At 67.5% G+C, this 20,415-nt stretch carries 21 protein-coding genes; 17 read left to right on the top strand and 4 right to left on the bottom strand.

All coding sequences use genetic code 11. The features are described from left to right. The first annotated feature begins 73 nt into the window (after nt 1-73). Genes QTI05_RS18335 through fabG form a run of 5 tightly spaced genes read left to right on the top strand, consistent with a single transcriptional unit; the run spans nt 74 to nt 5,244 of the window. On the top strand, nt 74-2,452 hold the full coding sequence (locus QTI05_RS18335) for an MMPL family transporter (RefSeq protein WP_286620121.1): 2,379 nt from the start codon (nt 74-76) through the stop codon (nt 2,450-2,452). Between the two features lie 36 nt (nt 2,453-2,488). Next, on the top strand, nt 2,489-3,292 hold the full coding sequence (locus QTI05_RS18340) for a polysaccharide deacetylase family protein (protein ID WP_286620123.1): 804 nt from the start codon (nt 2,489-2,491) through the stop codon (nt 3,290-3,292). Further along, nucleotides 3,289-4,032, top strand: coding sequence for a class I SAM-dependent methyltransferase (locus tag QTI05_RS18345; RefSeq protein WP_286620125.1), 744 nt, complete (start codon nt 3,289-3,291; stop codon nt 4,030-4,032). The genes QTI05_RS18340 and QTI05_RS18345 overlap by 4 nt, the downstream gene beginning before the upstream one ends. After that, complete coding sequence (locus QTI05_RS18350; RefSeq protein ID WP_286620126.1) at nt 4,029-4,493, top strand: hotdog family protein; 465 nt, start codon at nt 4,029-4,031, stop codon at nt 4,491-4,493. The genes QTI05_RS18345 and QTI05_RS18350 overlap by 4 nt, the downstream gene beginning before the upstream one ends. Before the next feature lies 1 nt (nt 4,494). After that, on the top strand, nt 4,495-5,244 hold the full coding sequence (gene fabG, locus QTI05_RS18355) for a 3-oxoacyl-ACP reductase FabG (RefSeq protein WP_286543854.1): 750 nt from the start codon (nt 4,495-4,497) through the stop codon (nt 5,242-5,244). Nucleotides 5,245-5,382: 138 nt separating this feature from the next. Here fabG and QTI05_RS18360 read toward each other — a convergent pair whose 3' ends face one another. From QTI05_RS18360 to QTI05_RS18370, 3 genes are read right to left on the bottom strand one after another with little or no spacing between them, the layout of a single operon-like run. Beyond that, complete coding sequence (locus QTI05_RS18360; RefSeq protein WP_286543856.1) at nt 5,383-6,162, bottom strand: glycosyltransferase family 2 protein; 780 nt, start codon at nt 6,160-6,162, stop codon at nt 5,383-5,385. Further along, nucleotides 6,126-6,926 (bottom strand): lysophospholipid acyltransferase family protein, encoded by an 801-nt coding sequence (locus QTI05_RS18365; RefSeq protein WP_286543859.1) that lies wholly within the window; start codon nt 6,924-6,926, stop codon nt 6,126-6,128. Before QTI05_RS18365 ends, QTI05_RS18360 begins: the two co-directional genes overlap by 37 nt. A 7-nt stretch (nt 6,927-6,933) precedes the next feature. Next, nucleotides 6,934-7,965, bottom strand: a complete 1,032-nt coding sequence (locus QTI05_RS18370; protein ID WP_286543861.1) for a chorismate transformation FkbO/Hyg5 family protein — start codon at nt 7,963-7,965, stop codon at nt 6,934-6,936. Nucleotides 7,966-8,173: 208 nt separating this feature from the next. Between QTI05_RS18370 and QTI05_RS18375 the strand changes: the two genes are divergently transcribed. Genes QTI05_RS18375 through rng form a run of 8 tightly spaced genes read left to right on the top strand, consistent with a single transcriptional unit; the run spans nt 8,174 to nt 15,003 of the window. Further along, nucleotides 8,174-8,899 (top strand): YebC/PmpR family DNA-binding transcriptional regulator, encoded by a 726-nt coding sequence (locus tag QTI05_RS18375; protein ID WP_286620128.1) that lies wholly within the window; start codon nt 8,174-8,176, stop codon nt 8,897-8,899. Further along, a complete protein-coding gene (gene purD, locus QTI05_RS18380; RefSeq protein WP_286543865.1) occupies nt 8,896-10,191 on the top strand; it encodes a phosphoribosylamine--glycine ligase in 1,296 nt (431 codons plus the stop codon). The genes QTI05_RS18375 and purD overlap by 4 nt, the downstream gene beginning before the upstream one ends. After that, a complete protein-coding gene (gene hemF, locus QTI05_RS18385) occupies nt 10,191-11,108 on the top strand; it encodes an oxygen-dependent coproporphyrinogen oxidase (protein ID WP_286620129.1) in 918 nt (305 codons plus the stop codon). Before purD ends, hemF begins: the two co-directional genes overlap by 1 nt. A gap of 8 nt (nt 11,109-11,116) precedes the next feature. Further along, nucleotides 11,117-11,725 (top strand): nicotinate (nicotinamide) nucleotide adenylyltransferase, encoded by a 609-nt coding sequence (nadD, locus tag QTI05_RS18390; protein WP_286620131.1) that lies wholly within the window; start codon nt 11,117-11,119, stop codon nt 11,723-11,725. Further along, nucleotides 11,725-12,381 (top strand): ribosome silencing factor, encoded by a 657-nt coding sequence (rsfS, locus tag QTI05_RS18395; protein WP_286620132.1) that lies wholly within the window; start codon nt 11,725-11,727, stop codon nt 12,379-12,381. The genes nadD and rsfS overlap by 1 nt, the downstream gene beginning before the upstream one ends. After that, nucleotides 12,378-12,845, top strand: coding sequence for a 23S rRNA (pseudouridine(1915)-N(3))-methyltransferase RlmH (gene rlmH, locus QTI05_RS18400; RefSeq protein ID WP_286367719.1), 468 nt, complete (start codon nt 12,378-12,380; stop codon nt 12,843-12,845). Before rsfS ends, rlmH begins: the two co-directional genes overlap by 4 nt. Continuing rightward, the gene (locus QTI05_RS18405; RefSeq protein WP_286543877.1) at nt 12,842-13,486 is read left to right on the top strand and encodes a Maf family protein; all 645 of its coding nucleotides are present in this window, start codon (nt 12,842-12,844) and stop codon (nt 13,484-13,486) included. The genes rlmH and QTI05_RS18405 overlap by 4 nt, the downstream gene beginning before the upstream one ends. Next, nucleotides 13,471-15,003 (top strand): ribonuclease G, encoded by a 1,533-nt coding sequence (gene rng / locus QTI05_RS18410; RefSeq protein ID WP_286543879.1) that lies wholly within the window; start codon nt 13,471-13,473, stop codon nt 15,001-15,003. Before QTI05_RS18405 ends, rng begins: the two co-directional genes overlap by 16 nt. Before the next feature lie 4 nt (nt 15,004-15,007). Here the strand turns inward: rng and msbA are convergent, their stop codons facing one another. Further along, nucleotides 15,008-16,792, bottom strand: coding sequence for a lipid A export permease/ATP-binding protein MsbA (gene msbA / locus QTI05_RS18415; protein ID WP_286620134.1), 1,785 nt, complete (start codon nt 16,790-16,792; stop codon nt 15,008-15,010). Nucleotides 16,793-16,942: 150 nt separating this feature from the next. Between msbA and tolB the strand changes: the two genes are divergently transcribed. Genes tolB through QTI05_RS18435 form a run of 4 tightly spaced genes read left to right on the top strand, consistent with a single transcriptional unit; the run spans nt 16,943 to nt 20,377 of the window. Beyond that, the gene (tolB, locus tag QTI05_RS18420) at nt 16,943-18,259 is read left to right on the top strand and encodes a Tol-Pal system beta propeller repeat protein TolB (protein ID WP_444812937.1); all 1,317 of its coding nucleotides are present in this window, start codon (nt 16,943-16,945) and stop codon (nt 18,257-18,259) included. 20 nt (nt 18,260-18,279) lie between these two features. After that, complete coding sequence (pal, locus tag QTI05_RS18425; protein ID WP_286543885.1) at nt 18,280-18,792, top strand: peptidoglycan-associated lipoprotein Pal; 513 nt, start codon at nt 18,280-18,282, stop codon at nt 18,790-18,792. 5 nt (nt 18,793-18,797) lie between these two features. Further along, a complete protein-coding gene (ybgF, locus tag QTI05_RS18430) occupies nt 18,798-19,547 on the top strand; it encodes a tol-pal system protein YbgF (RefSeq protein WP_286545415.1) in 750 nt (249 codons plus the stop codon). 11 nt (nt 19,548-19,558) lie between these two features. Next, nucleotides 19,559-20,377, top strand: coding sequence for a tRNA threonylcarbamoyladenosine dehydratase (locus QTI05_RS18435; RefSeq protein ID WP_286620136.1), 819 nt, complete (start codon nt 19,559-19,561; stop codon nt 20,375-20,377). The last annotated feature ends 38 nt before the right edge of the window (nt 20,378-20,415 follow it).

The raw sequence follows: 20,415 nt of genomic DNA on the forward strand, positions 1-20,415 counted from the left end.
AACCCCCTGCCGGGGGCGGGCCGGCCGCTTCGGGCGGCCGGGCGCGGCGGCCCCTGCGAAGGGGTGGACGCTCATGAGAACTGGCCCACCTCGCTCGCGCCGGGCGCTGGTGTTGCTGGTCTGGCTGGCTGCGCTGCTGGCTGGCATCGCCGTCATCTCGCGCACCCATTTCAGCGCCGACCTCACTGCCTTTCTGCCGGCCAGCCCGGACGCACGCCAGCGCGTGCTGATCGAGCAGCTGCAGACCGGCGTGGCTTCGCGCACGCTGATGATCGGCATTGAAGGCGGCAAGGACGCCGCGCAGCGTGCCGACGTGTCGCGCGCGCTCGGCAAGGCGATGCGGGCGAGTGGCCTCTTCGACCAGGTGCAGAACGGCGACAACAGCGACTGGCAGGAGGCTGGCAGCTTCGTGCTCGACCATCGTTACCAGCTCGCGCCAGACATCACCCCCGAGCGCTTCACCGTGCAGGGCTTGCGCGATGCCATCGGCGACACGCTCTCGATGCTCGGCACACCGGCCGGCAATATCGTCAAGCCACTGCTTGAGCGCGACCCGACGGGCGAAACGCAGCGCATCGCCGAAGGGTTGATCCCGGCCAGTTCGCCGCGCACGGAGCAGGGCGTCTGGGTGTCGCGCGATGCGCCGCGCGCGATGCTGCTTGCCGGCACCAAGGCGTCGGGCAGCGACCTCGATGCGCAGGCCATTGCGATTGCGCGCGTGCAGGCCGAGTTCGCCAAGGCCACCCAGGCGCTCGGTGCTGACGCACCCAAACTGCTGATGAGCGGCGCGCCTGTGTTCTCGGTGACGAGCCGTGACCAGATCAAGGGCGAGGCCATCCAGCTTGCGACCATCGGCGGCATCGTGATGAGCGGCCTGCTGCTGCTGGCCTTCGCTTCGCCGCGTGCGCTGGTCATCGCCGTGCTGCCGGTGGCCACCGGCGTGGTGGGCGGCACGACCGCAGTGGCGCTGGTGTTCGGCGAGGTGCATGGGCTCACCATGGGCTTCGGCAGCACGTTGATCGGCGAAACCGTCGACTACGCCATCTACTACCTTATCCAGGCACGCGGCGCCGCGGTGCCCGGCACCGGCTGGCAGCGATGGCGCGACCTCAACTGGCCGACGGTGCGGCTCGGTCTGCTGACTTCGGTGTGCGGCTTCGCGGCATTGGTGTTCTCGGGTTTTCCGGGGCTGGCGCAGCTCGGCGTGTTCTCGATCGCAGGGCTGGTCGCGGCCGCTGTGGCCACGCGCTACGGATTGCCGGTGCTGGCGCCGGACGGTGCCACCGGCATGGGCATGCGGGGCCTGATGGCCAAGGCTGCCGGAGCCATCGTGCGCGGCCTGCCGCGGCTGCGCTGGGTGTTCGTGGTGCTGGGCCTCGGCGCGGCCGGGCTGGTGGCCTGGCAGGGCGGCACGCTCTGGCGCGCCAACCTGTCGGCCATGAGCCCGATCAAGCAGGCGGCGAGCGACCTCGACGCCAAGCTGCGTGACGACATCGGCGCCAGCGATGGCCGCACGCTGGTGGTGATCCAGGCGCCGGACGAGCAGGCCGTGCTGCGCGCCACCGAGGCTGCCGGCGCGCGGCTCGAGGCGCTGGTCGAACGCGGCGAACTGACCGGCTACGAAACCGTGACGCGCATGCTGCCGAGCATCGAGGCGCAGCGCCAGCGCATCGCCAGCCTGCCCGACGCGGCCACCCTGCGCACCCGGTTGGCCGAAGCCACCGCGGGCGGGCCGTTGCCGGCGGCGCGGCTTGAACCCTTCATCGCCGACGTGGAAAAAGCGCGCACGCTGCAACCGATCACGCGCGCAGACCTGGCCGACGGCCCGCTCGGCGCCGTGATCAATGCGCTGATGTACGAGCGGCCGGGTGGCGGCTGGTCGGCCCTGATCGCGCTGCACACCGGCGACAAGTTCGATCCGGTGCGGCTCGCAGCGGCCTTGTCGCCGATGCCCGAGGTGCAGGTGGTCGACGTCAAGCACGAACTCGACAGCCTCTACACGCGCTACCTGCACGAGGCCTTCGTGCAGGTGATGCTGGGTGCGCTGGCGGTGGTGATGCTGCTGGGCCTCTACCTGCGCTCGGGGCGCCGCTTGCTGGCGGTGTGCCAGCCGCTGGCGCTGGCGGTGCTGCTCACGCTCGGCGGCATGGCGCTGCTGAACGTGCCGCTCGGCATCCTGCACCTGGTCGGCTTGCTGCTGATCGTGGCGGTCGGTTCCAACTACGCGCTGTTCTTCGACCAGCTGCAGGAAACCGGCCGGGCCGACGAGGACACGCTGGCCTCGCTGATGCTGGCCAACCTCACGACCGTGGTGTCGTTCGGGTTGATTGCGATTTCGGACATTCCGGCGCTGTCGGCGATCGGCCGCGTGGTGGCGCCGGGCGCTCTGCTGGCGCTGCTGCTGTCGGCCGCTTTCGTGCGCGCAAAGTCGGCTGAGTTGCAAGCAAAATAGCGATCGATGTCTTCCACTGTTCCTTCCGCTCCCGCGATGCCGACCACCTGGCCGATGCCACCGATCGTGCGAGCCAGCGTTGGCCTGCATCTGGCCGCACTGGGTGCCGCGTTGCTGATCCCAGGCGCCGTGCCATGGGCCATCGGCGCGGTGGTGCTCAACCATGCGCTCATCACCGGTGCCGGGCTGACACCGCGCAGCCATTTGCTCGGGCCGAACGTCACGCGCCTGCCGCAGTCGGCCATCGACCGCCGCGAAGTCGCGCTGACCATCGACGACGGCCCCGATCCGGAGGTGACGCCCCGGGTGCTCGACCTGCTTGATGCCGCCGGCCAGCGCGCCACTTTTTTCTGCATTGCCGAACGGGTGGCGGCCCATCCCGCGCTGGCGCGCGCCATCGTCGCGCGCGGCCACAGCATCCAGAACCACACGGCGAAGCACCGCCACAATTTTTCGTTTCTGGGGCCACGCGGCTATGCGGCCGAGATCGCGCGCGCGCAGGACATGCTCACCGACATCACGGGGACGCGTCCGAGTTGCTTTCGCGCGCCGGCCGGCCTGCGCAACCCGTTCCTCGCGCCGGTGCTGCACCGGCTCGGGCTCACGCTCGTGAGCTGGACGCGGCGCGGCTTCGACACGCGCGAGCGCGAGCCGGCCAAGGTGCTTGCGCGGCTCGCGCAGGGGCTTGCCGCTGGCGACATCCTGCTGCTGCATGACGGCAACGCGGCACGCACGGCGGGCGGAAAACCCGTGGTGCTCGAAGTGCTGCCGCTGCTGTTGCAGCAAATCGAACGAGCGAATCTGCGTGCCGTCACCTTGCCCGAAGGCCTCGCAGCATGAGCGCTGCAACCCACACCGATGCCGCCTGGCGGCAGCTTCATGACGCGGCCTCGGCGCCGTACCAGAAGGCCGGCCAGTTCACCTACCACTTCGCGCGCGGCAAGCTCGGGCGCGATCCGGTGTTTCGCGGTCTGGTCGAGCGCGGGCTGATCGGCGCCGACCGGCGCAGGGTGGTCGATATCGGCTGCGGCCAGGGGCTGTTTGCCAGCCTGCTCTCGTCGATGGCCGCGATGCAGGTGAAGGGGCAATGGCCCGCCGGTTGGGCCGCGACGCCGCCGGTGGCCGACTACACCGGCATCGAACTGATGCCGCGCGACGTGGCGCGTGCCGAGTCGTCCATCGGCCACTTGCAGCCCACGCCGCGCTTTGTCTGCGCCGACATGTGCAAGGCGGCGCTGCCGGCCAGCGACCTGGTGGTGATCCTCGACGTGTTGCACTACGTCGATCTCGATGCACAGGAAGGCGTGCTGCGCCGGGTTCGCGACGCATTGACGCCCGGCAGCGGCCGCATGCTGCTGCGCGTGGGCGATGCGGCCAGCCGGCGCGGCTTCGCGATCAGCCAGTGGGTGGATCGCACCGTCACGCGCATCCGCGGCCACAAGGTGTCGCCGACCTGGGGCCGCACCTTGCAGGATTGGATTGCGCTGTTGCAGCGGCTTGGCTTCACCGTGCAGAGCATCCCGATGAGCAAAGGCACGCCGTTCGCCAACGTGCTGCTGGTCGCGGATCGCAAGCCATGAGCGCGCCAGTGGCCGCGCCGCAAACCATGGATCGGGAGGGCATCGCTGCGCGCATTCCGCACAGCGGCACCATGTGCCTGCTGGAGCGGCTCGAAAGCTGGGACGCCGACACGATCCACTGCACCACCACGAGCCACCTGCAGCCGGACAACCCGCTGCGCACGGCCGGCGGCCTGATGGCACCGAACGCGATCGAGTACGCCGCGCAAGCCATGGCGCTGCATGGCGGGTTGCTCGCTGCGCCAGGCGCGCCGCCCTCGGCCGGATTCCTGGCCACGGCGCGCAACGTGCGCTTCGCCATCTCCCGGCTCGACGAAGTGCAGGGCACGCTGCAGGTGCGTGCCAGGCGCTTGTCGGGCGACGCGCGCCAGGTGCTCTACGAGTTCAACCTGACCGACGTGAACGGCGCCACGCTGGCCGATGGCCGCGCGGTGGTCGTGCTCAACACCCCTTTGCCGTGACATGACGACTGCAGCAATCACAAACCTTTCGGGCAAGCGTGCGCTGATCACCGGCGCCAGCGGTTCGCTCGGCGCCGCGATCGCGCAACGCCTCGCGCGCGACGGCGCCACGGTACTGCTGCACGCCAGCTCCCGGCCCGACGCGGTCGAGCAACTCGCCACTGTCATCCGGGCGGCAGGCGGCAGCGCCGAGTGCCATGTGTTCGACCTGCGTAGCGACGAGGCCACGGCCGCCGGTTGCGCTGCGATGCTGCAGGGCGGGCCGGTTCAGATCATCGTCAACAACGCCGGCGTGCACGACGACGCGGTGTTGCCGGGCATGCGAGCCGAGCAGTGGCACAAGGTGATAGACGTGTCGCTCAACGGCTTTTTCCGCGTCACGCAGCCGCTGCTGTTGCCGATGTTGCGAACGCGCTGGGGCCGGATCCTGAATATTTCGTCGGTCGCGTCGTTGATGGGCAACAAGGGCCAGGTCAATTACGCCGCGGCCAAGGGCGCGCTCAACAGCGCGACCAAGGCGCTGTCGCTCGAGGTTGCCGCGCGCGGTGTCACGGTCAACGCGATCGCGCCGGGCATCATCGCCTCGCCGATGGCCGATGCGGCGTTCGACCCGGCCATGATCCAGCAGATGGTGCCGGTGAAGCGGGCCGGTACGCCGGATGAGGTGGCTGCGCTGGCGGGGTTTCTCGCCAGCCATGAAGCGGCTTACATCACGGGGCAGGTTATTTCCATCAATGGCGGGATGATTTAGGCGGCATCCTGGGGCACCGGGATGTGCGGGGGTGCGTCGGCGGGCGGTATGCGCTGGGGCGACCGACGTGGACAGGAAGGGGTTGCATCCAGACAGCCCGTACCGCACACCGGGCGCTCTAAGCAAGGGGAGAAAGGTTCAGTCCTGAAACGGCGGCAACCGCAAAACCCGCTTTGCAATCAACCAGGGCAGCCGCAGCACGAACTCCACCATCAGCCGTGTGTGCATCCACGTCAGCAGAACGTTGTCGCGCACGTACCGAAAGTGCGACACACCGCCCTCGGCCGCAGTGAGGTACTTCACCGGCGCGTCGATGTTGATCGGCTTCACGCCGCGCCAGGCCAGACGCACCACGGCCTCGGTGTCGAAGTCGAAGCGGCGCATCCAGGGCTGGCGCGCCATCACGCGGATCAGCGAGGCGACCGGGTAGACGCGAAAACCATAGAGCGAATCGCCGACGCCCGCGAACAGGGTCTCGAGCTGCGTCCATCCATTCGACACGCGTCGCCCGCGCACGCGCAGCAGCGGGGCGCTGGCATCGAACACCGGGCGGCCCAGCACCATCGTGTCGGGTCGCGCGACCGAGGCCTGCATGAACGTCGGGATCAGGTCGGCCGGATGCTGGCCGTCGGAGTCCATCGTCAATGCGTGGGTAAAGCCGGCCTCCTGCGCCATGCGCAGCCCGTGCAACACGGCAGCGCCCTTGCCCTGGTTCCGGGGCAGCAGCACCACCTTCAGGCCGGGGTCGTCGGTGGCGATCTGTGCGAGGCGCTCACCGGTGCCGTCGGTGCTGCCGTCGATCACCACCCAGACCGGGTTCCATTGCGCACGGGCCGCGCTGACGGTGGAAAAAAGGCGCTCACCCGTGTTGTAGCTCGGGATCAGAACGAGGTGTGTGCGCGAGGCGTCGATGGGCATGCGGGCTGCGCGTCTGTGGCGCGCTGTTCCATGTTTTGGCGAAAGTATTGTTCGAGTTGTTTCAGCAGGGCATTGCTGTCCTGCTCCGGGGCGAAGCGCTGGCCCAGCCGCAGTTTGAACACGACCGGCAACGGCGGCACCCTCCACAGCGGCCAGCCCTTGCCGAGGTACGGCGAATCGGTATCGATGAAAACAGTCTGGATCGGCGCCTGTGCGAGCTTGGCGATCAACGTGACGCCGGGGCGAAAACTGTTGACCGGGGGTTCGACCGTGCGCGTGCCTTCGGGAAACAGCACCAGCTGGCCGCCGGCACGCAGATCGTCAACCGCCAGCCGCACCATGGCGCGGGCCGAGTCGTTGCGGATGTAGTGTGCCAGCCGCGCACCGGCGCCGAGGAAGATGTTCTTCATCAGGTCGGCCTTCATGATGCAGGCGCTGCGCGGCAGCCGCGCAACCAGCAGTAGCGCATCGAGCATGGTCGGGTGATTCGCCACGAAGATCAGGCCGCGCTCGTCGCGCAGCGCGTCCAGGCATTCGGCGTCGATGCGCATCATGCCGGTCAGCGATGCGGTGGCCCAGAACCAACGGTACGCCAGCGCAATGGTCGCGCGCCCGAGCGGACGTGCCAGGCGGGCCGGCAGCACCGGCTGAAGCAGCATCGCGACCATGTTCCACGCCAGCGAGATGGTGCCGAGCAGCAACAGCAACGCGTAGAGCGGCACGGCCAGCAGGGCCGTCTTCAGCAGTGAGAAAAGCCGCATCATCGAAGGCTCAGCCGCGCAGTTCGCCCGGTTCGGTGGCATGCGCCTCGATCTCGACCAGCAGTTCGCTGCGGCAAATGTCGGCCTGGAGAAACACCGCGTGCCGCATAAAGCGCGAACCGGCGCCGAGCGCGTGCTCGAGTTGCCGGCGGATGCCGGGCGCGTCGGCCGGATGGCGCACATAGACCACCGGGTCGCTGCGCTCCAGCGTGAAGATGGCACTTGAGCGCTCGTTGGCGGCGGCGATCACCGCGCGCAGATTCAGAAGCGTTTCGTCCAACTGCGCCCGCACGTCGCCAACGTGTACCGTTTGGTGCCCAACGATGCTGGCCGTGCCCGAAATGAACAACGCGACCTGGCCGCCGCCGAGCGGTGCCAGCGCTGCGCGCGAAAAGGTGGGGGAACGCGGCCCGTAGTCGGAGGGGTAGTGGTAAGCCGACACCTGGCGCGGGTTTTCCACCGGCAGCGGCGGCACGCGGCCGGCAAGAAACCGGATGCAGAGCGCGCCTTCGTGCACGCCCAGCGCACAGGCCGCGGGCGCGCCTTCGAAGGCGGCCTGGCCGGCCTCGAGAAACGCCTGCTGGCGCCCTGCGTTGAACTGCCGGTAGCGTTCCATGCCGCCGCCGTCGTCGTTGATGCGCGGCAGATAGTTCCAGATCCGCAGCAGATGCGGGCAACCGGCCTGCTTCATCGCCTCGAACAGGTTGCGGTAGGCGCGCTGAGACAGCGCGGTCAAGTCTTCGCCGTGGTCGTTCTCGTCGAGATCGACCACACCGAGCAGCCAGTGGCCGTCGCTGCGCCAGCGCACCACGCCGGTGGTGCCCGACTGCACGGCGGCACCGGCATGCCAGAGGTCGACCATCGGCTCGCTGTTGAGCAGCACCCGAGCCGAGACGCCGGTGATCCAGGCGTTGTCGCCGCCGACGCCATAGCTCAAGGCAGCGAACGGCTTGGCACCGCCCGCCGCGCGAGCCAGGCCCTGGCCCAAAGTCAGACGCTCGACGCGCAGGGACGGCGCTTCTGCCGCGGCAGCGAGCGTCACTTGGCCTCGGCGACGTTGGCGGCCGCCAGCGCATCGTGGCTTTGCGGGCGCGTCGGCCGGGGAGCGGTCAGGGCGGAAGGCATCTGTGTCATCGGGTGATTATCCCCAAACACATTTGGCAGGTCGTAGTTCCGGCGCGGGCGTTGTGTGCGCCGGACAGTAAACTCGCTGTCTGCTTTGCAAACACGAGATCGCGAGATATAGAGCTATGGCCGGACACAGCAAATGGGCGAACATTCAACACAGAAAAGGCCGGCAGGACGAGAAGCGTGGCAAGGCCTGGACCCGGGTGATCCGCGAAATCATGGTGGCGGCGCGCCTCGGGGGCGGTGATCTGGGCATCAACCCCCGGCTGCGGCTCGCGGTGGAAAAGGCCAAGGCCGTCAATTTGCCGATCGATACCGTCAAGCGCAACATCGACAAGGCCACGGGCAACCTCGAAGGCGTGAGCTACGAGGAAATCCGCTATGAAGGCTACGGCATCGGCGGCGCCGCCATCATCGTCGACACCATGACCGACAACCGCGTGCGCACCGTGGCCGAGGTGCGGCATGCGTTCAGCAAGTACGGCGGCAACATGGGCACCGAAGGCTCGGTCGCGTTCCAGTTCAAGCATTGCGGGCAGTTCATCTTTGCGCCCGGCACCAGCGAGGACAAGGTCATGGAGGTCGCTCTCGAAGCCGGCGCCGAGGACGTGATCACGCACGATGACGGCGCGATCGAAGTGCTCACGGCCTACGCCGACTTCGAAACCGTCAAGAACGCGCTGGAGGCCGCCGGCCTGCAGCCCGAAGTCGCCGAAGTTACGATGCGCGCCGAGAACCCGGTCGAGGTCACCGGCGAAGACGCCGCGAAGATGCAAAAGCTGCTCGATGTCCTGGAAGATCTGGACGACGTGCAAGAGGTTTATCACAACGCCGAGTTGTCCGAATGAAAGTGCTCGTCATCGGTGGTGGTGGACGCGAACATGCGCTCGCTTGGCGGCTCGCGCAGTCGCAGCGCGTGTCGAAGATCTATGTGGCGCCGGGCAACGGCGGCACCGCGCTCGATCCGCGCTTCGAGGGCGTGGCGATCAGCGAGCCGGCTGCGTTGCGTGCCTGGGCCGCGGCTGAAAAGATCGCGCTGACCGTGGTCGGCCCCGAGGCGCCGCTGGCGGCCGGCATGGTCGACGAGTTTCGCGCGCATGGCCTGCGCATCTTCGGCCCGACCAAGGCGGCGGCCCAGCTCGAAAGCTCGAAGGCCTTCTCCAAGGCCTTCATGAAGCGGCACAAGATCCCGACGGCCGAGTACGAAAGCTTCACCGACCCGGTGGCGGCGCATGCGTACATCGATGCGAAGGGCGCGCCGATCGTGGTCAAGGCCGATGGCCTGGCCGCCGGCAAGGGCGTGGTGGTGGCGATGACCGCGGCCGAAGCGCACGAGGCAGTCGATTTCATGCTCGAAGGCAACAAGTTCGGCGTGACCCACAACGAGGGCGGGGCGCGCGTGGTGATCGAGGAATTCCTGCAGGGCGAGGAAGCCAGCTTCATCGTGCTGTGCGACGGCCGCAACGTGACGGCGTTGGCCACCAGCCAGGATCACAAACGTCTGCAGGACGGCGACCAGGGCCCCAACACGGGCGGCATGGGCGCCTATTCGCCGGCGCCTGTGGTCACCGCCACCGTGCATGCGCGTGCGATGCGCGAGATCATCCTGCCAACCATTCGTGGCATGGAGCGCGACGGCATCCTCTACACCGGCTTTCTGTACGCCGGCCTCATGATCGACCCGCAGGGGCAGCTCAAGACGCTGGAATTCAACTGCCGCATGGGCGACCCTGAAACCCAGCCGATCATGATGCGGCTGAAGTCCGATCTGTTCGAGGTGCTGTGGCACGCGACCGACGGCACGCTCGACCAGGTCGAGCTGGAATGGGATCGGCGTACCGCGCTGGGCGTGGTGATGGCCGCGCACGGCTATCCGTTGTCGCCGCGCAAGGGAGACCTCATCAACGGCCTGCCGCCGGAAGCGCCCGATGCAGTGGTATTCCACGCCGGCACGGCGATGGAGGACGGCGAGATTCGCACCAGCGGCGGCCGCGTGCTTTGCGTCACCGTGCTGGCCGACAGCGTCAAGCAGGCTCAGCACCGCGCCTACGAAGTGGCAGCGCGCATCCATTTCGACGGCGCCCAGTACCGGCGCGACATCGGCTTCCGGGCGCTGCCGCTGCGCGACCAGGCCGGCTGATGAGCGTCTCGACGCCCGAGGCGGTGGGCGCATACCTGCGCGGGCTGCAGCAGCGCATCGTCGATGCGGTCGAGCAGGCGGATGGCAGCGCGGCGCTTCGCGATTCTTGGCAGAAAGCACCCGGCGAGCCGCTGCAGGGCAGCGGGCTCACCTGCATCCTGGAAGGCGGTGCGCTGTTCGAGCGCGCCGGCTGTGGCTTCTCGCAGGTGAGTGGCCCGAAGCTGCCGCCCTCGGCCACCCAGCACCGCCCCGAACTGGCCGGCGCGCCGTTCGAGGCAATGGGCGTGTCGCTGGTGTTCCATCCGCGCAACCCGTACGTGCCGACCGTGCACATGAACGTGCGCATGCTGGCCGCCTTGCCCGCGGGCGGCGAGCCGGTCTGCTGGTTCGGCGGCGGCATGGATCTGACGCCGTACTACGGCTTCGAAGACGATGCGCGCCATTTCCACCAGACTTGCCGCGCAGCGCTGGCGCCGTTCGGCGACGACAAGTACCCGCGCTTCAAGACCTGGTGCGACGACTACTTTTTCCTGAAGCACCGCAACGAGCCGCGCGGTGTGGGCGGCATCTTCTTCGACGATTTCGCCGAACCGGGCTTCGAGCAGAGCTTTGCCATGCTGCGGTCGGTCGGCGATGCCTTCCTGCCGGCCTATCTGCCGATCGTCGAACGCCGACGCGACATCGCATATGGGGAGCGCGAGCGCGCCTTCCAGCTCTACCGGCGCGGCCGCTACGTGGAGTTCAACCTGGTGTGGGATCGCGGCACGCATTTCGGGCTGCAGTCGGGTGGGCGCACCGAATCGATCCTGCTGTCGATGCCGCCGCTGGCAAGCTGGGCCTACCGGCGCGAGCCCGAGGCTGGCACGCCCGAGGCGGCGCTGACGCGCGATTTCCTGGTGCGGCGCGAGTGGGTCTGAGCAAAGCGATGCCGCGCGTCGGTGTATTCGGTGGCGCCTTCGACCCGCCCCACAATGCACACGTGGCGCTGGTGCAGGCCGCGCTTGCCCAGCTGGGCCTGGCCGAGTTGCGCATCTTTCCGACCGGCCAGGCCTGGCACAAGGCGCGTGCGTTGAGCAGCGCCGAACACCGGCTCGCGATGGCCCGGCTGGCCTTCGGCGGCGTGGCCGATGCGGTGGTCGATACCCGCGAAATCCGCCGGGCCGGCCCGACCTATACACTCGACACCCTGCGCGAACTCAAAAATGAGCGCCCGGACATGCAACCCGTGTTGCTGATCGGCGCCGACCAGGCCGCTGCCTTGCGCAGCTGGCACGGGTTTGAGGAGATTCTCTCGATTGCTATTATTTCGATAGCACATCGCGCAGACCCCACGGGCGCTGCGATCCGATTCGACCCTCAAACGCTGGCGCCGTTGCCAGCCGGTGCGCGCTTCGAACAGCTCGAGCTGGCGCCGATGGACATCAGCGCCACCGAGATCCGGAGCCGCGCCGCCCGTGGGGCGGACATCTCCGGTCTGGTTCCCCCTGCCGTTGCACGCTATATTGACCGACACCACCTCTACTCACCTGCCTGATGACCACTGAAGCCGCCGCCAAGAAAGACACCCAGAAACTCCAGCGGGCCATCATCGATGGGCTCGAAGACGTCAAGGCGCAGGACATCCAGGTTTTCGATACAGAGCATCTCTCCCCGCTGTTCGAGCGCGTGATCGTTGCCTCGGGCACCTCCAACCGCCAGACCAAGGCGCTCGCCGCCAGCGTTCGCGACGCCGTGCGCGAGGCCGGTTTCGGCAAGCCGCGCATCGAGGGCGAGGACAACGGCGAGTGGATCATCGTGGACTGCGGCGCTGCGGTCGCGCACATCATGCAGCCGGCGATCCGCCAGTACTACCACCTCGAAGAGATCTGGGGCGAGAAGCCGGTGCGCCTGAAGTTCGGCGCCGCCAAGCCGGCGGCTGCATCGGCCGCGGCTGCTCCGGCACCCGCCGCGAAGAAGGCGGCGACCACGCTGCGCCGTTCCAGCGCCTCCAAGACCGCGATCCGCGAGATCGAGCAGGCGGCCAAGGCGGCGAAGCCCTCGTCGTCCAGAAGGCCGGCGGCGAAGAAGACCGCCGCGCCTGCGAAGAAGACAACCGCCAGCAAAACACCCATCAAGACCGTGGTGGCCGGCAAGCCTGCCGCGAAGAAGAAAGCCGCGCGCAAGACCACCACCTCGTCGCGCAGCAAATGAAGCTGCTGGTGGTCGCAGTCGGGCAACGCATGCCCGACTGGGCGCAGACCGCCTGGGACGACTATGCCAAGCGCTTCCCGCCCGAACTGAAACTCGAACTGCGCGCGGTCAAGACCGAGCCACGCGGCTCCAAGACCCTCGAGACCCTCTATGCGGCCGAACGCGAGCGCATCGAGGGCGCGATTGCCAAGGGCATGCGCATCGTCGCACTCGACGAGCGCGGCACGGCGCTCACGACCAAGGCGTTGGCGGCCAGGCTGCAGGCCTGGCAGGGCGAGGGCGACGACGTGGCGCTGGTGATCGGCGGGCCTGACGGGCTCGACCCGGCGTTCAAGGCGGCCGCGCACGAACGCATTCGCCTGTCGGATCTGACGCTGCCCCACGCGATGGCGCGGGTGCTGCTGGTCGAGCAGTTGTACCGCGCCTGGTCGGTCAACGCGGGCCATCCGTATCACCGCGAATGACTTCTTCTGCCTCGCCTTCCTTCATCTATCTGGCTTCGCAGAGTCCTCGTCGTGCGCAACTGCTCGGGCAGCTCGGCGTGCACCATGAACTGCTGCTGCCCGCACCCGACGAGGATGCCGAGGCGCTCGAGGCGGTGCACGGCGGCGAGTCGCCGAGCGCGTACGTGCAGCGAGTGACTGCGCTCAAGCTCGATGCGGCCGTGGCGCGCCATGCACGGCTGGGCTTGCCGCCGGCACCGGTCCTCTGCGCTGACACCACGGTGGCGCTGGGCCGCGCCATCCTCGGCAAGCCGGAGGACGCGCGCGACGCACGGCGCATGCTCGCGCTGCTGTCGGGCCACACCCACCGCGTGCTGACAGCCGTGGCGCTGCAGAACGGCAAGCGCCGGTGGGCCGCGCTCAGCGTCTCGCGCGTGACCTTCGGGCCGATCGGCCGCAGCGAAATCGCCGACTACGTGGACAGCGGCGAGTCGCTCGGCAAGGCCGGCGCCTATGCGGTGCAAGGCCGCGCTGCCGCCTTCATCGCGCACATGACCGGTTCGTATTCGGGCATCATGGGCCTTCCCATGTACGAGACAAACGCGCTGCTGAAGTCGGCCGGATTCAAGCGCCAGGCCACACCCCCATGCAAGACATCCTGATCAACTGGTCACCCCAGGAGACCCGCGTCGCGCTGGTCGAATACGGCTCGGTGCAGGAACTGCACGTGGAGCGCACGCTCGAGCGCGGCCTGGTCGGCAATGTCTACCTCGGCAAGGTCTCGCGTGTGTTGCCGGGCATGCAGTCTGCCTTCATCGACATCGGGCTGGAGCGCACCGCGTTCCTGCATGTGGCCGATATCGTCGCGCCGTTCACGCCGGGCTCGCGGCCGATGACGGCGTCGCCCGAGCGCGACCACCGCGGCGGCAATGGCAGCGCGATCGTCCCGATCGAGAAGCAGGTGTTCGAAGGCCAGTCGCTGCTGGTGCAGGTGATCAAGGATCCGATCGGCAGCAAGGGCGCGCGGCTGTCCACGCAGATCAGCATCGCGGGCCGGCTGCTCGTGTTCCTGCCGCAGGACAACCACATCGGCGTGTCGCAGAAGATTCCGTCCGACCTGCGCGACGCGTTGCGCGCACGCATGCAGGCGTTGATCGAAGCCGCAGCAGCCGCCGACAGCGGCGGGGTGGTGCCCGCCAGCACCGGCGGCTTCATCCTGCGCACCAATGGCGAGGATTCGAGCGATGCCGAACTGGCCGAAGACATCGCTTACCTGCGCAAGACCTGGTCGCGCATCCGCGAGCTGTCGACGCGGCTGCCGCCGATGTCGCTGCTGCATCAGGATTTGAGTCTGCTGCAGCGGGTGCTGCGCGACCTGACCAGCGAAGACACGCAGGCGATCCGGATCGACTCGCGCGAGCAGTTCGATGCATTGGTGAAGTTCGGCCGCGAGTTCATGCCGCAAGCGGTCGACAAGCTGCAGCTCTACAAGGGCGAACGGCCGATCTTCGATCTATGCGCGGTCGACGAAGAGATCGCGCGTGCGCTGGGGCGGCGGGTCGAGCTCAAGTCCGGCGGCTACCTGGTGGTCGACCAGACCGAGGCGCTGACCACGGTCGACGTGAACACCGGCGGCTTCGTGGGCGCACGCAACTTCGACGACACCATCTTCAAGACGAATCTCGAAGCGGCCCAGGCGATCGCGCGGCAACTGCGGCTGCGCAACCTGGGCGGCATCATCATCGTCGACTTCATCGACATGGTGCGCGACGACCATCGCGAGCAGGTGCTGGCCGAGTTCCGCAAGCAACTCGCGCGGGATCGGGTCAAGACCACGGCCGGCAGCTTCTCGCAGCTCGGTCTGGTGGAGATGACGCGCAAGCGCACCCGCGAGTCGCTGGCCCACATGTTGTGCGAGCCCTGTGCGGCCTGCGGCGGGCAGGGCATCGTGAAGACCGCGCGCAGCGTGGCCTACGACGTGCTGCGCGAGATCCTGCGCGAGGCGCGCCAGTTCACGCCGCGCGAGTTCCGCATCGTCTCGTCGCCGCAGGTGATCGAGTTGTTCCTCGACGAGGAAAGCCAGCACCTGGCGGGGCTGAGCGACTTCATCGGCAAGCCGATTTCGCTCCAATCCGAGGCGTCGATGGGCCAAGGGCAATACGACATAGTGCTGCTCTAACCGCTCAGAGGGTCGGATCCTGGCCCGCCGGAGCGGTGCGCACGGCATGCGTCTGCAAGCGCGCATAGAGGCCGTCGAGCGCCATCAGCTGGTCGTGGCTGCCGAGCTCGGCGATGCGGCCATGCTCCATCACCACGATCCGATCCGCATGCTGGATGGTTGAGAGCCGGTGCGCCACGATGAGCGTGGTGCGGCCCTGCATCAGGCGGTTCAGCGCTTCCTGCACCAGCCGTTCGGATTCGGTGTCGAGTGCCGAGGTTGCTTCGTCGAGCAACAGGATCGGTGCGTCCTTGTAGAGTGCGCGGGCGATGGCGAGGCGCTGCCGCTGGCCGCCTGAAAGTTCGGTCGCGTTGTGGCCGAGCACGGTGTCGATGCCCTGCGGCAGGCTCTGCACATGCATCGTGAGGTTGGCGGCTTCCACGGAGGCGATCACGCGCGCACGGTCGATCGTGGCACCGAGTGCCACGTTGGCCGCGAGCGTGTCGTTCAGCATGACGACGTCCTGGCTCACCATCGCGAACTGGGCACGCAGGCTGGCCAGTTTCCATTGGTCGATTGCATGGCCGTCGAGCAGCACGGCGCCGCCGCTCGGGAGCACGAAGCGCGGCAGCAGGTTGACCAGCGTGGTCTTGCCGGAGCCGGAGGGCCCCACGAAGGCAATCACTTCGCCGGGCTCGATCGTCAGGTTCACGCCGTCCAGCGCCCGGGCTTCGTCGGCGCCGCGATAGTTCACTTGGACGTTGCGCAGTTCGATGTGGCCGGCCGCGCGGGCGGCCTCGAAACCGCCTTGCGGTTCGGCGCCGACATCGTCGATGAGCACCAGTCCGCGCTCGAGCGCTGCGAGGCCGCGCGTGATCGGGTTGGCCATGTCGGCCAGCCGCCGGATCGGTGCGATCAACATCAGCATGGCCGTGATGTAGGCCACGAAGCCGCCTACCGTCAGGCCCTGTTCGCCGCTTTGCCAGAGCGCGATCATCACCACCACCGACAGCGCCACGGCGGCCAGCAACTGCGTGAGCGGCGTCATGGCGGCCGAAGCAATGGTTGATTTGACGGCGAGCCGGTTCAGGCTCTGGCTCAACTGCTCGAAGCGGGCGAGCTGGCCGGTTTCGGCACCATGCAGCCGCACCATGCGGTGCGCCAGCACGTTCTCTTCGACCACGTAGGCGAGGTCGTCGGTGGCCTTCTGGCCGAGGCGCGTGAGGTGGTACAGCCGCTTCGACAGCACCTTCATGATCCAGGCCACGCCCGGCACCAGCACGCCGACGATCAGTGTGAGTTTCCAGTTCAGGTAGATCAGATAGGCGAGCAGTGCGATCAGCGTGAAGCCGTCGCGCGACAACCCAAGCAGCGCCTGCACCAGCAGCATGGCGCCTGTCTGCACCTCGTAGACCACGGTGTTCGACAGCGCACTGGCCGACTGGCGCGAGAACAATGCCAGTTCCGCGGCGAGCAGCCGCTCGAACAGTACGCGACGCAACCGCTGCATGCCCTCGTTGGCAATGCGTGCCAGCGCGTACTGCGAAATGAATTGCGCGACGCCCCGAACTGCAAACAAAAGGATGATGGCGGCAGGCACCGTCCACAGCGCGAGCTGTCCGCGCGTGAAGCCGCGGTCGAGCAGCGGCTTGAGCAGCGCGGGCATCAGTGGTTCGGTGAGCGCGGCGATCATCGCGGTCGCGATGCCGAGCGTCCACCACCGGCGGGAGCCGCCGAACCATGTCATCAGCCTTGCCAGCCGGCGCATCAGGGGAGGGCGCGCGCTCGCGTCGGCGGGGGAAGACTGCATGGCGGCGCATTCTACGGGTGGCACTTGCACCAGGCCCTTGCACCGGAAGGCCATACACAGTTTGTGACGTTGCCTGCGGCGCAATGTGTACCATGTAGCCTCGTTACGCCCGGGCCAGAAACTTTCTTCCCGGAAACATCTCCGATCTGCATGAACAAGCCGTTGCCCGTTTCTTTCCCAACTCCTTCTTCATCGTTTTTCACCCGCCGCGGCCTTGTCGCGGCTCTCGCTGCCTCCCCCGTGATCCCTGCACTGGCCCAGTTCCGGGTCGAGGTGTCGGGCGTGGGGCTCACGCAGTTGCCGATCGCGCTCGTCCCGTTCAAGGGGCAGGACGCGTCGCCCCAAAAGATTTCTGCCATCGTGCAGGCCGATCTTGAACGCAGCGGCCAGTTCCGCGGCGTCGATGCATCGGGCCAGGCGCTCGATGAAACCTCGCGTCCCGATCTCACGCTTTGGCGCCAGCGCACTGCCGATTCGGTGGTGGCAGGCAGCGTCACGCGCCTTGCCGACGGCCGCTACACGGTGCTGTTCCGATTGTGGGACGTGGTGCGTGGCCAGGATCTGGGCGGCCAGAGCTACACCGTGCCGCAGGGCGACCTGCGCTTGGCATCGCACCGCATCGCCGACTTCGTCTACGAAAAGCTGACTGGCGAAAAAGGCATCTTCTCAACCCGCATTGCCTATGTGACCAAGGCCGGCAGCCGTTATTCCCTCTGGGTCGCCGATGCCGATGGCGAGAACGCGCAGGCTGCGCTCGCGAGCCCGGAGCCCATCATCTCTCCGGTGTGGTCGTCCAATGGATCGCAACTGGCCTATGTGTCGTTCGAGTCGCGCAAGCCCGTGGTCTACGTGCACAACGTGGCCAACGGACAGCGGCGCCTGCTGGCCAACTTCCGCGGCTCCAACAGCGCGCCGGCCTGGGCGCCCGATGGCAATTCGCTGGCGGTGACGCTGAGCCGCGACGGTGGTTCGCAGCTCTACACGATCCCGGCTGCGGGCGGCGAACCGCGGCGGCTTACGCAAAGCAACAGCATCGACACCGAGCCGGTGTTTTCGGCTGATGGCAGCACCATCTACTTCGTGAGCGACCGCGGTGGTGCGCCGCAAATCTACAAAATGGGCGCCAGCGGCGGCAACCCGACGCGGGTCACCTTCAGCGGCACCTACAACATTTCGCCGTCAATCAGCGGAGATGGCCGGTGGTTGGCCTACATCTCGCGGGTGGGCGGAGCCTTCAAACTCCACGTGATGGAGTTGGCCACCGGCAATGTGACGGCCATCACCGACACCAGCGCCGATGAAAATCCGAGTTTTGCACCGAACAGCAAGCTGATCGTCTACGCCACCCAGCTGCAAGGCAGGGAAGCGCTGATGACGACCACGCTCGATGGAAAAATCAAGGCACGGCTGGCGGGGCAGGCAGGCGACATACGGGAACCGGACTGGGGTCCGTTTCAAAAGCAATGATTAACTTGAGGAGTTCGAGAATGTTGAAACGTACGATTTATTCGCTCGCCATCGTGGCGCTGATTGCCGGTTGCTCGTCGGGCACCAAGCTGAACGACACGCCGGTCACAGACGGCCGCGCTGGCGGCATGGGCCAGGGCGCGCAAAGCGGTGTGGCTCCTGTCACCATCGACCAGAGCGCGCTGAATGCGCAAGGCCCGGTGGGCGTCGCCCGCATCGTGTATTTCGACTACGACAGCTACACGGTCAAGCCCGAGTTCCAGTCGCTGATCGATGCGCACGCACGTTTCCTCAAGACGAATCCTGCACGTCGTGTTTCGATCGAAGGCCATACCGACGAACGTGGCGGCCGCGAATACAACCTGGCACTCGGCCAGAAGCGTTCTGAAGCCGTGCGCCGCGCACTCGCGCTGCTCGGCGTCGGCGACAGCCAGGTCGAAGCTGTGAGCTTCGGCAAGGAAAAGCCGGCAGTGCAGGGCGGCGGTGAAGCGGCGTGGGCACAGAACCGTCGCGCCGAGATTTCCTACCGTTGATGATGATGGCCAGGCTGAGCCTGCGGCGTGCGGCCTGCGCCGCCGCCGTGCTGTGTGTCTCGATGGGCGCGAACGCGGCCTTGTTCGAGGATGACGAGGCGCGCCGCGCCATCCTCGACCTGCGTCAACGCGTCGAGACCATGCGGGTGCAGTCGGAAGGCGCCGCGCAGCGGGCCAGCGAACAGAACGCGCGCTCGGTGCTCGAACTGCAGTCGCAGATCGAAGCACTGCGGGCGGATCTGGCCCGCATGACGGGCCAGAACGAACAGCTGGCCAAGACCGTGTCGGATCTGCAGCAACGTCAGTCGACCGTGGACGATCGGTTGAAGAAGAGCGAGCCCTCGCAGGTCGCGGTCGATGGCCGCGAGTTCACGGCCGACCCGCGCGAGAAGTCCGACTTCGATGCAGCGCTGGGCGTGTTCCGCGCCGGCCAGTTCGCGCAGGCGCAAACCGCGTTTGCCGAGTTCGTCAAACGTTATCCACAGAGCGGCTACAACCCGTCGGCCTTGTTCTGGTTGGGCAACGCGCAGTACGCGACGCGCAACTACAACGAGGCGATCGCCAATTTCCGTTCGATGCTGTCGCTTGCGCCGGACCATGCAAAGGCGCCCGAAGCAGTGCTGTCGATTGCGAACTGCCAGATCGAGCTGAAGGACACGCGCGCTGCGCGCCGCACGCTGGAAGACCTAGTCAAGGCCTACCCGCAGTCCGAAGCGGCCCAGGCAGGTCGCGAGCGCCTCTCCCGTCTGAAGTAGCAGGCGTCGCGGTGGACGCTCTCGCGTTGCCTGCCGCACCGCTCCCCGAAGAAGCCGACCTCGCGCGGCGCTTCGGTGGACTGGAGCGCCTTTACGGCGTGCCGGGGGCCAACAGCATCCGCAACGCGCACGTGCTTGTCGCCGGCATCGGTGGGGTAGGGTCGTGGGCCGTCGAGGCGCTCGCCCGCAGCGGTGTGGGGAGGCTGACGCTGATCGACCTCGACCATATCGCCGAGTCGAACATCAATCGCCAGATCCACGCGCTCGACAACACGGTCGGCCAGGCCAAGGTCGAGGCCATGGCGGCGCGCATTGCCCATATCAACCCCGACTGCCGCGTGCTGGCCATCGACGAATTCGTCGAGCCCGACAACTGGCCTGCATTGGTGCAGGCGGCGGTCGACGCACACGGGCCGTTGAGTGCCGTGATCGACGCATGCGACGACGGGCGCGCCAAGCTCTCGATGGCGGTCTGGGCGCGCGCGAGCCGCAGCCGCTTCATCACGGTGGGCGCTGCGGGCGGCAAGCGGCTCGCGCACCAGGTCGAGATCGACGACATCGCGCTGGCGACGCACGACCCGTTGCTGGCGCAGATGCGCAACCGCCTGCGCAAGCTGCATGGCGCCCCGCGCGAGGGCAAGAAGATAGGCGTGCCCGGCGTGTTCAGCCGAGAGGCCGTGGCGCCGCCCGATGCGAGCTGCGCCATCGACGAGGGCGACGGCAGCCTGAACTGCCATGGCTACGGCTCGGTCGTCAGCGTCACCGCCACCTTCGGACAATGCGCCGCAGGCTGGGTTCTCGACCAGATTGCACGGGCCGGCACGCTATAATCATTGGCTTTGCCGGGCTAGCTGCCTGGCGAGATGAG

Origin of the sequence: Variovorax fucosicus (genome assembly GCF_030316825.1) — a bacterium.
Lineage (GTDB): Bacteria > Pseudomonadota > Gammaproteobacteria > Burkholderiales > Burkholderiaceae_C > Variovorax > Variovorax fucosicus.

Coding starts and splice junctions, on each gene's coding strand:
- QTI05_RS18335 (WP_286620121.1), top strand. CDS start 74: ATGAGAACTGGCCCACCTCGCTCGCGCCGGGCGCTGGTGTTGCTGGTC.
- QTI05_RS18340 (WP_286620123.1), top strand. CDS start 2,489: ATGCCGACCACCTGGCCGATGCCACCGATCGTGCGAGCCAGCGTTGGC.
- QTI05_RS18345 (WP_286620125.1), top strand. CDS start 3,289: ATGAGCGCTGCAACCCACACCGATGCCGCCTGGCGGCAGCTTCATGAC.
- QTI05_RS18350 (WP_286620126.1), top strand. CDS start 4,029: ATGAGCGCGCCAGTGGCCGCGCCGCAAACCATGGATCGGGAGGGCATC.
- fabG (WP_286543854.1), top strand. CDS start 4,495: ATGACGACTGCAGCAATCACAAACCTTTCGGGCAAGCGTGCGCTGATC.
- QTI05_RS18360 (WP_286543856.1), bottom strand. CDS start 6,162: ATGCCCATCGACGCCTCGCGCACACACCTCGTTCTGATCCCGAGCTAC.
- QTI05_RS18365 (WP_286543859.1), bottom strand. CDS start 6,926: ATGATGCGGCTTTTCTCACTGCTGAAGACGGCCCTGCTGGCCGTGCCG.
- QTI05_RS18375 (WP_286620128.1), top strand. CDS start 8,174: ATGGCCGGACACAGCAAATGGGCGAACATTCAACACAGAAAAGGCCGG.
- purD (WP_286543865.1), top strand. CDS start 8,896: ATGAAAGTGCTCGTCATCGGTGGTGGTGGACGCGAACATGCGCTCGCT.
- hemF (WP_286620129.1), top strand. CDS start 10,191: ATGAGCGTCTCGACGCCCGAGGCGGTGGGCGCATACCTGCGCGGGCTG.
- nadD (WP_286620131.1), top strand. CDS start 11,117: ATGCCGCGCGTCGGTGTATTCGGTGGCGCCTTCGACCCGCCCCACAAT.
- rsfS (WP_286620132.1), top strand. CDS start 11,725: ATGACCACTGAAGCCGCCGCCAAGAAAGACACCCAGAAACTCCAGCGG.
- rlmH (WP_286367719.1), top strand. CDS start 12,378: ATGAAGCTGCTGGTGGTCGCAGTCGGGCAACGCATGCCCGACTGGGCG.
- QTI05_RS18405 (WP_286543877.1), top strand. CDS start 12,842: ATGACTTCTTCTGCCTCGCCTTCCTTCATCTATCTGGCTTCGCAGAGT.
- rng (WP_286543879.1), top strand. CDS start 13,471: ATGCAAGACATCCTGATCAACTGGTCACCCCAGGAGACCCGCGTCGCG.
- msbA (WP_286620134.1), bottom strand. CDS start 16,792: ATGCAGTCTTCCCCCGCCGACGCGAGCGCGCGCCCTCCCCTGATGCGC.
- tolB (WP_444812937.1), top strand. CDS start 16,943: ATGAACAAGCCGTTGCCCGTTTCTTTCCCAACTCCTTCTTCATCGTTT.
- pal (WP_286543885.1), top strand. CDS start 18,280: ATGTTGAAACGTACGATTTATTCGCTCGCCATCGTGGCGCTGATTGCC.
- ybgF (WP_286545415.1), top strand. CDS start 18,798: ATGGCCAGGCTGAGCCTGCGGCGTGCGGCCTGCGCCGCCGCCGTGCTG.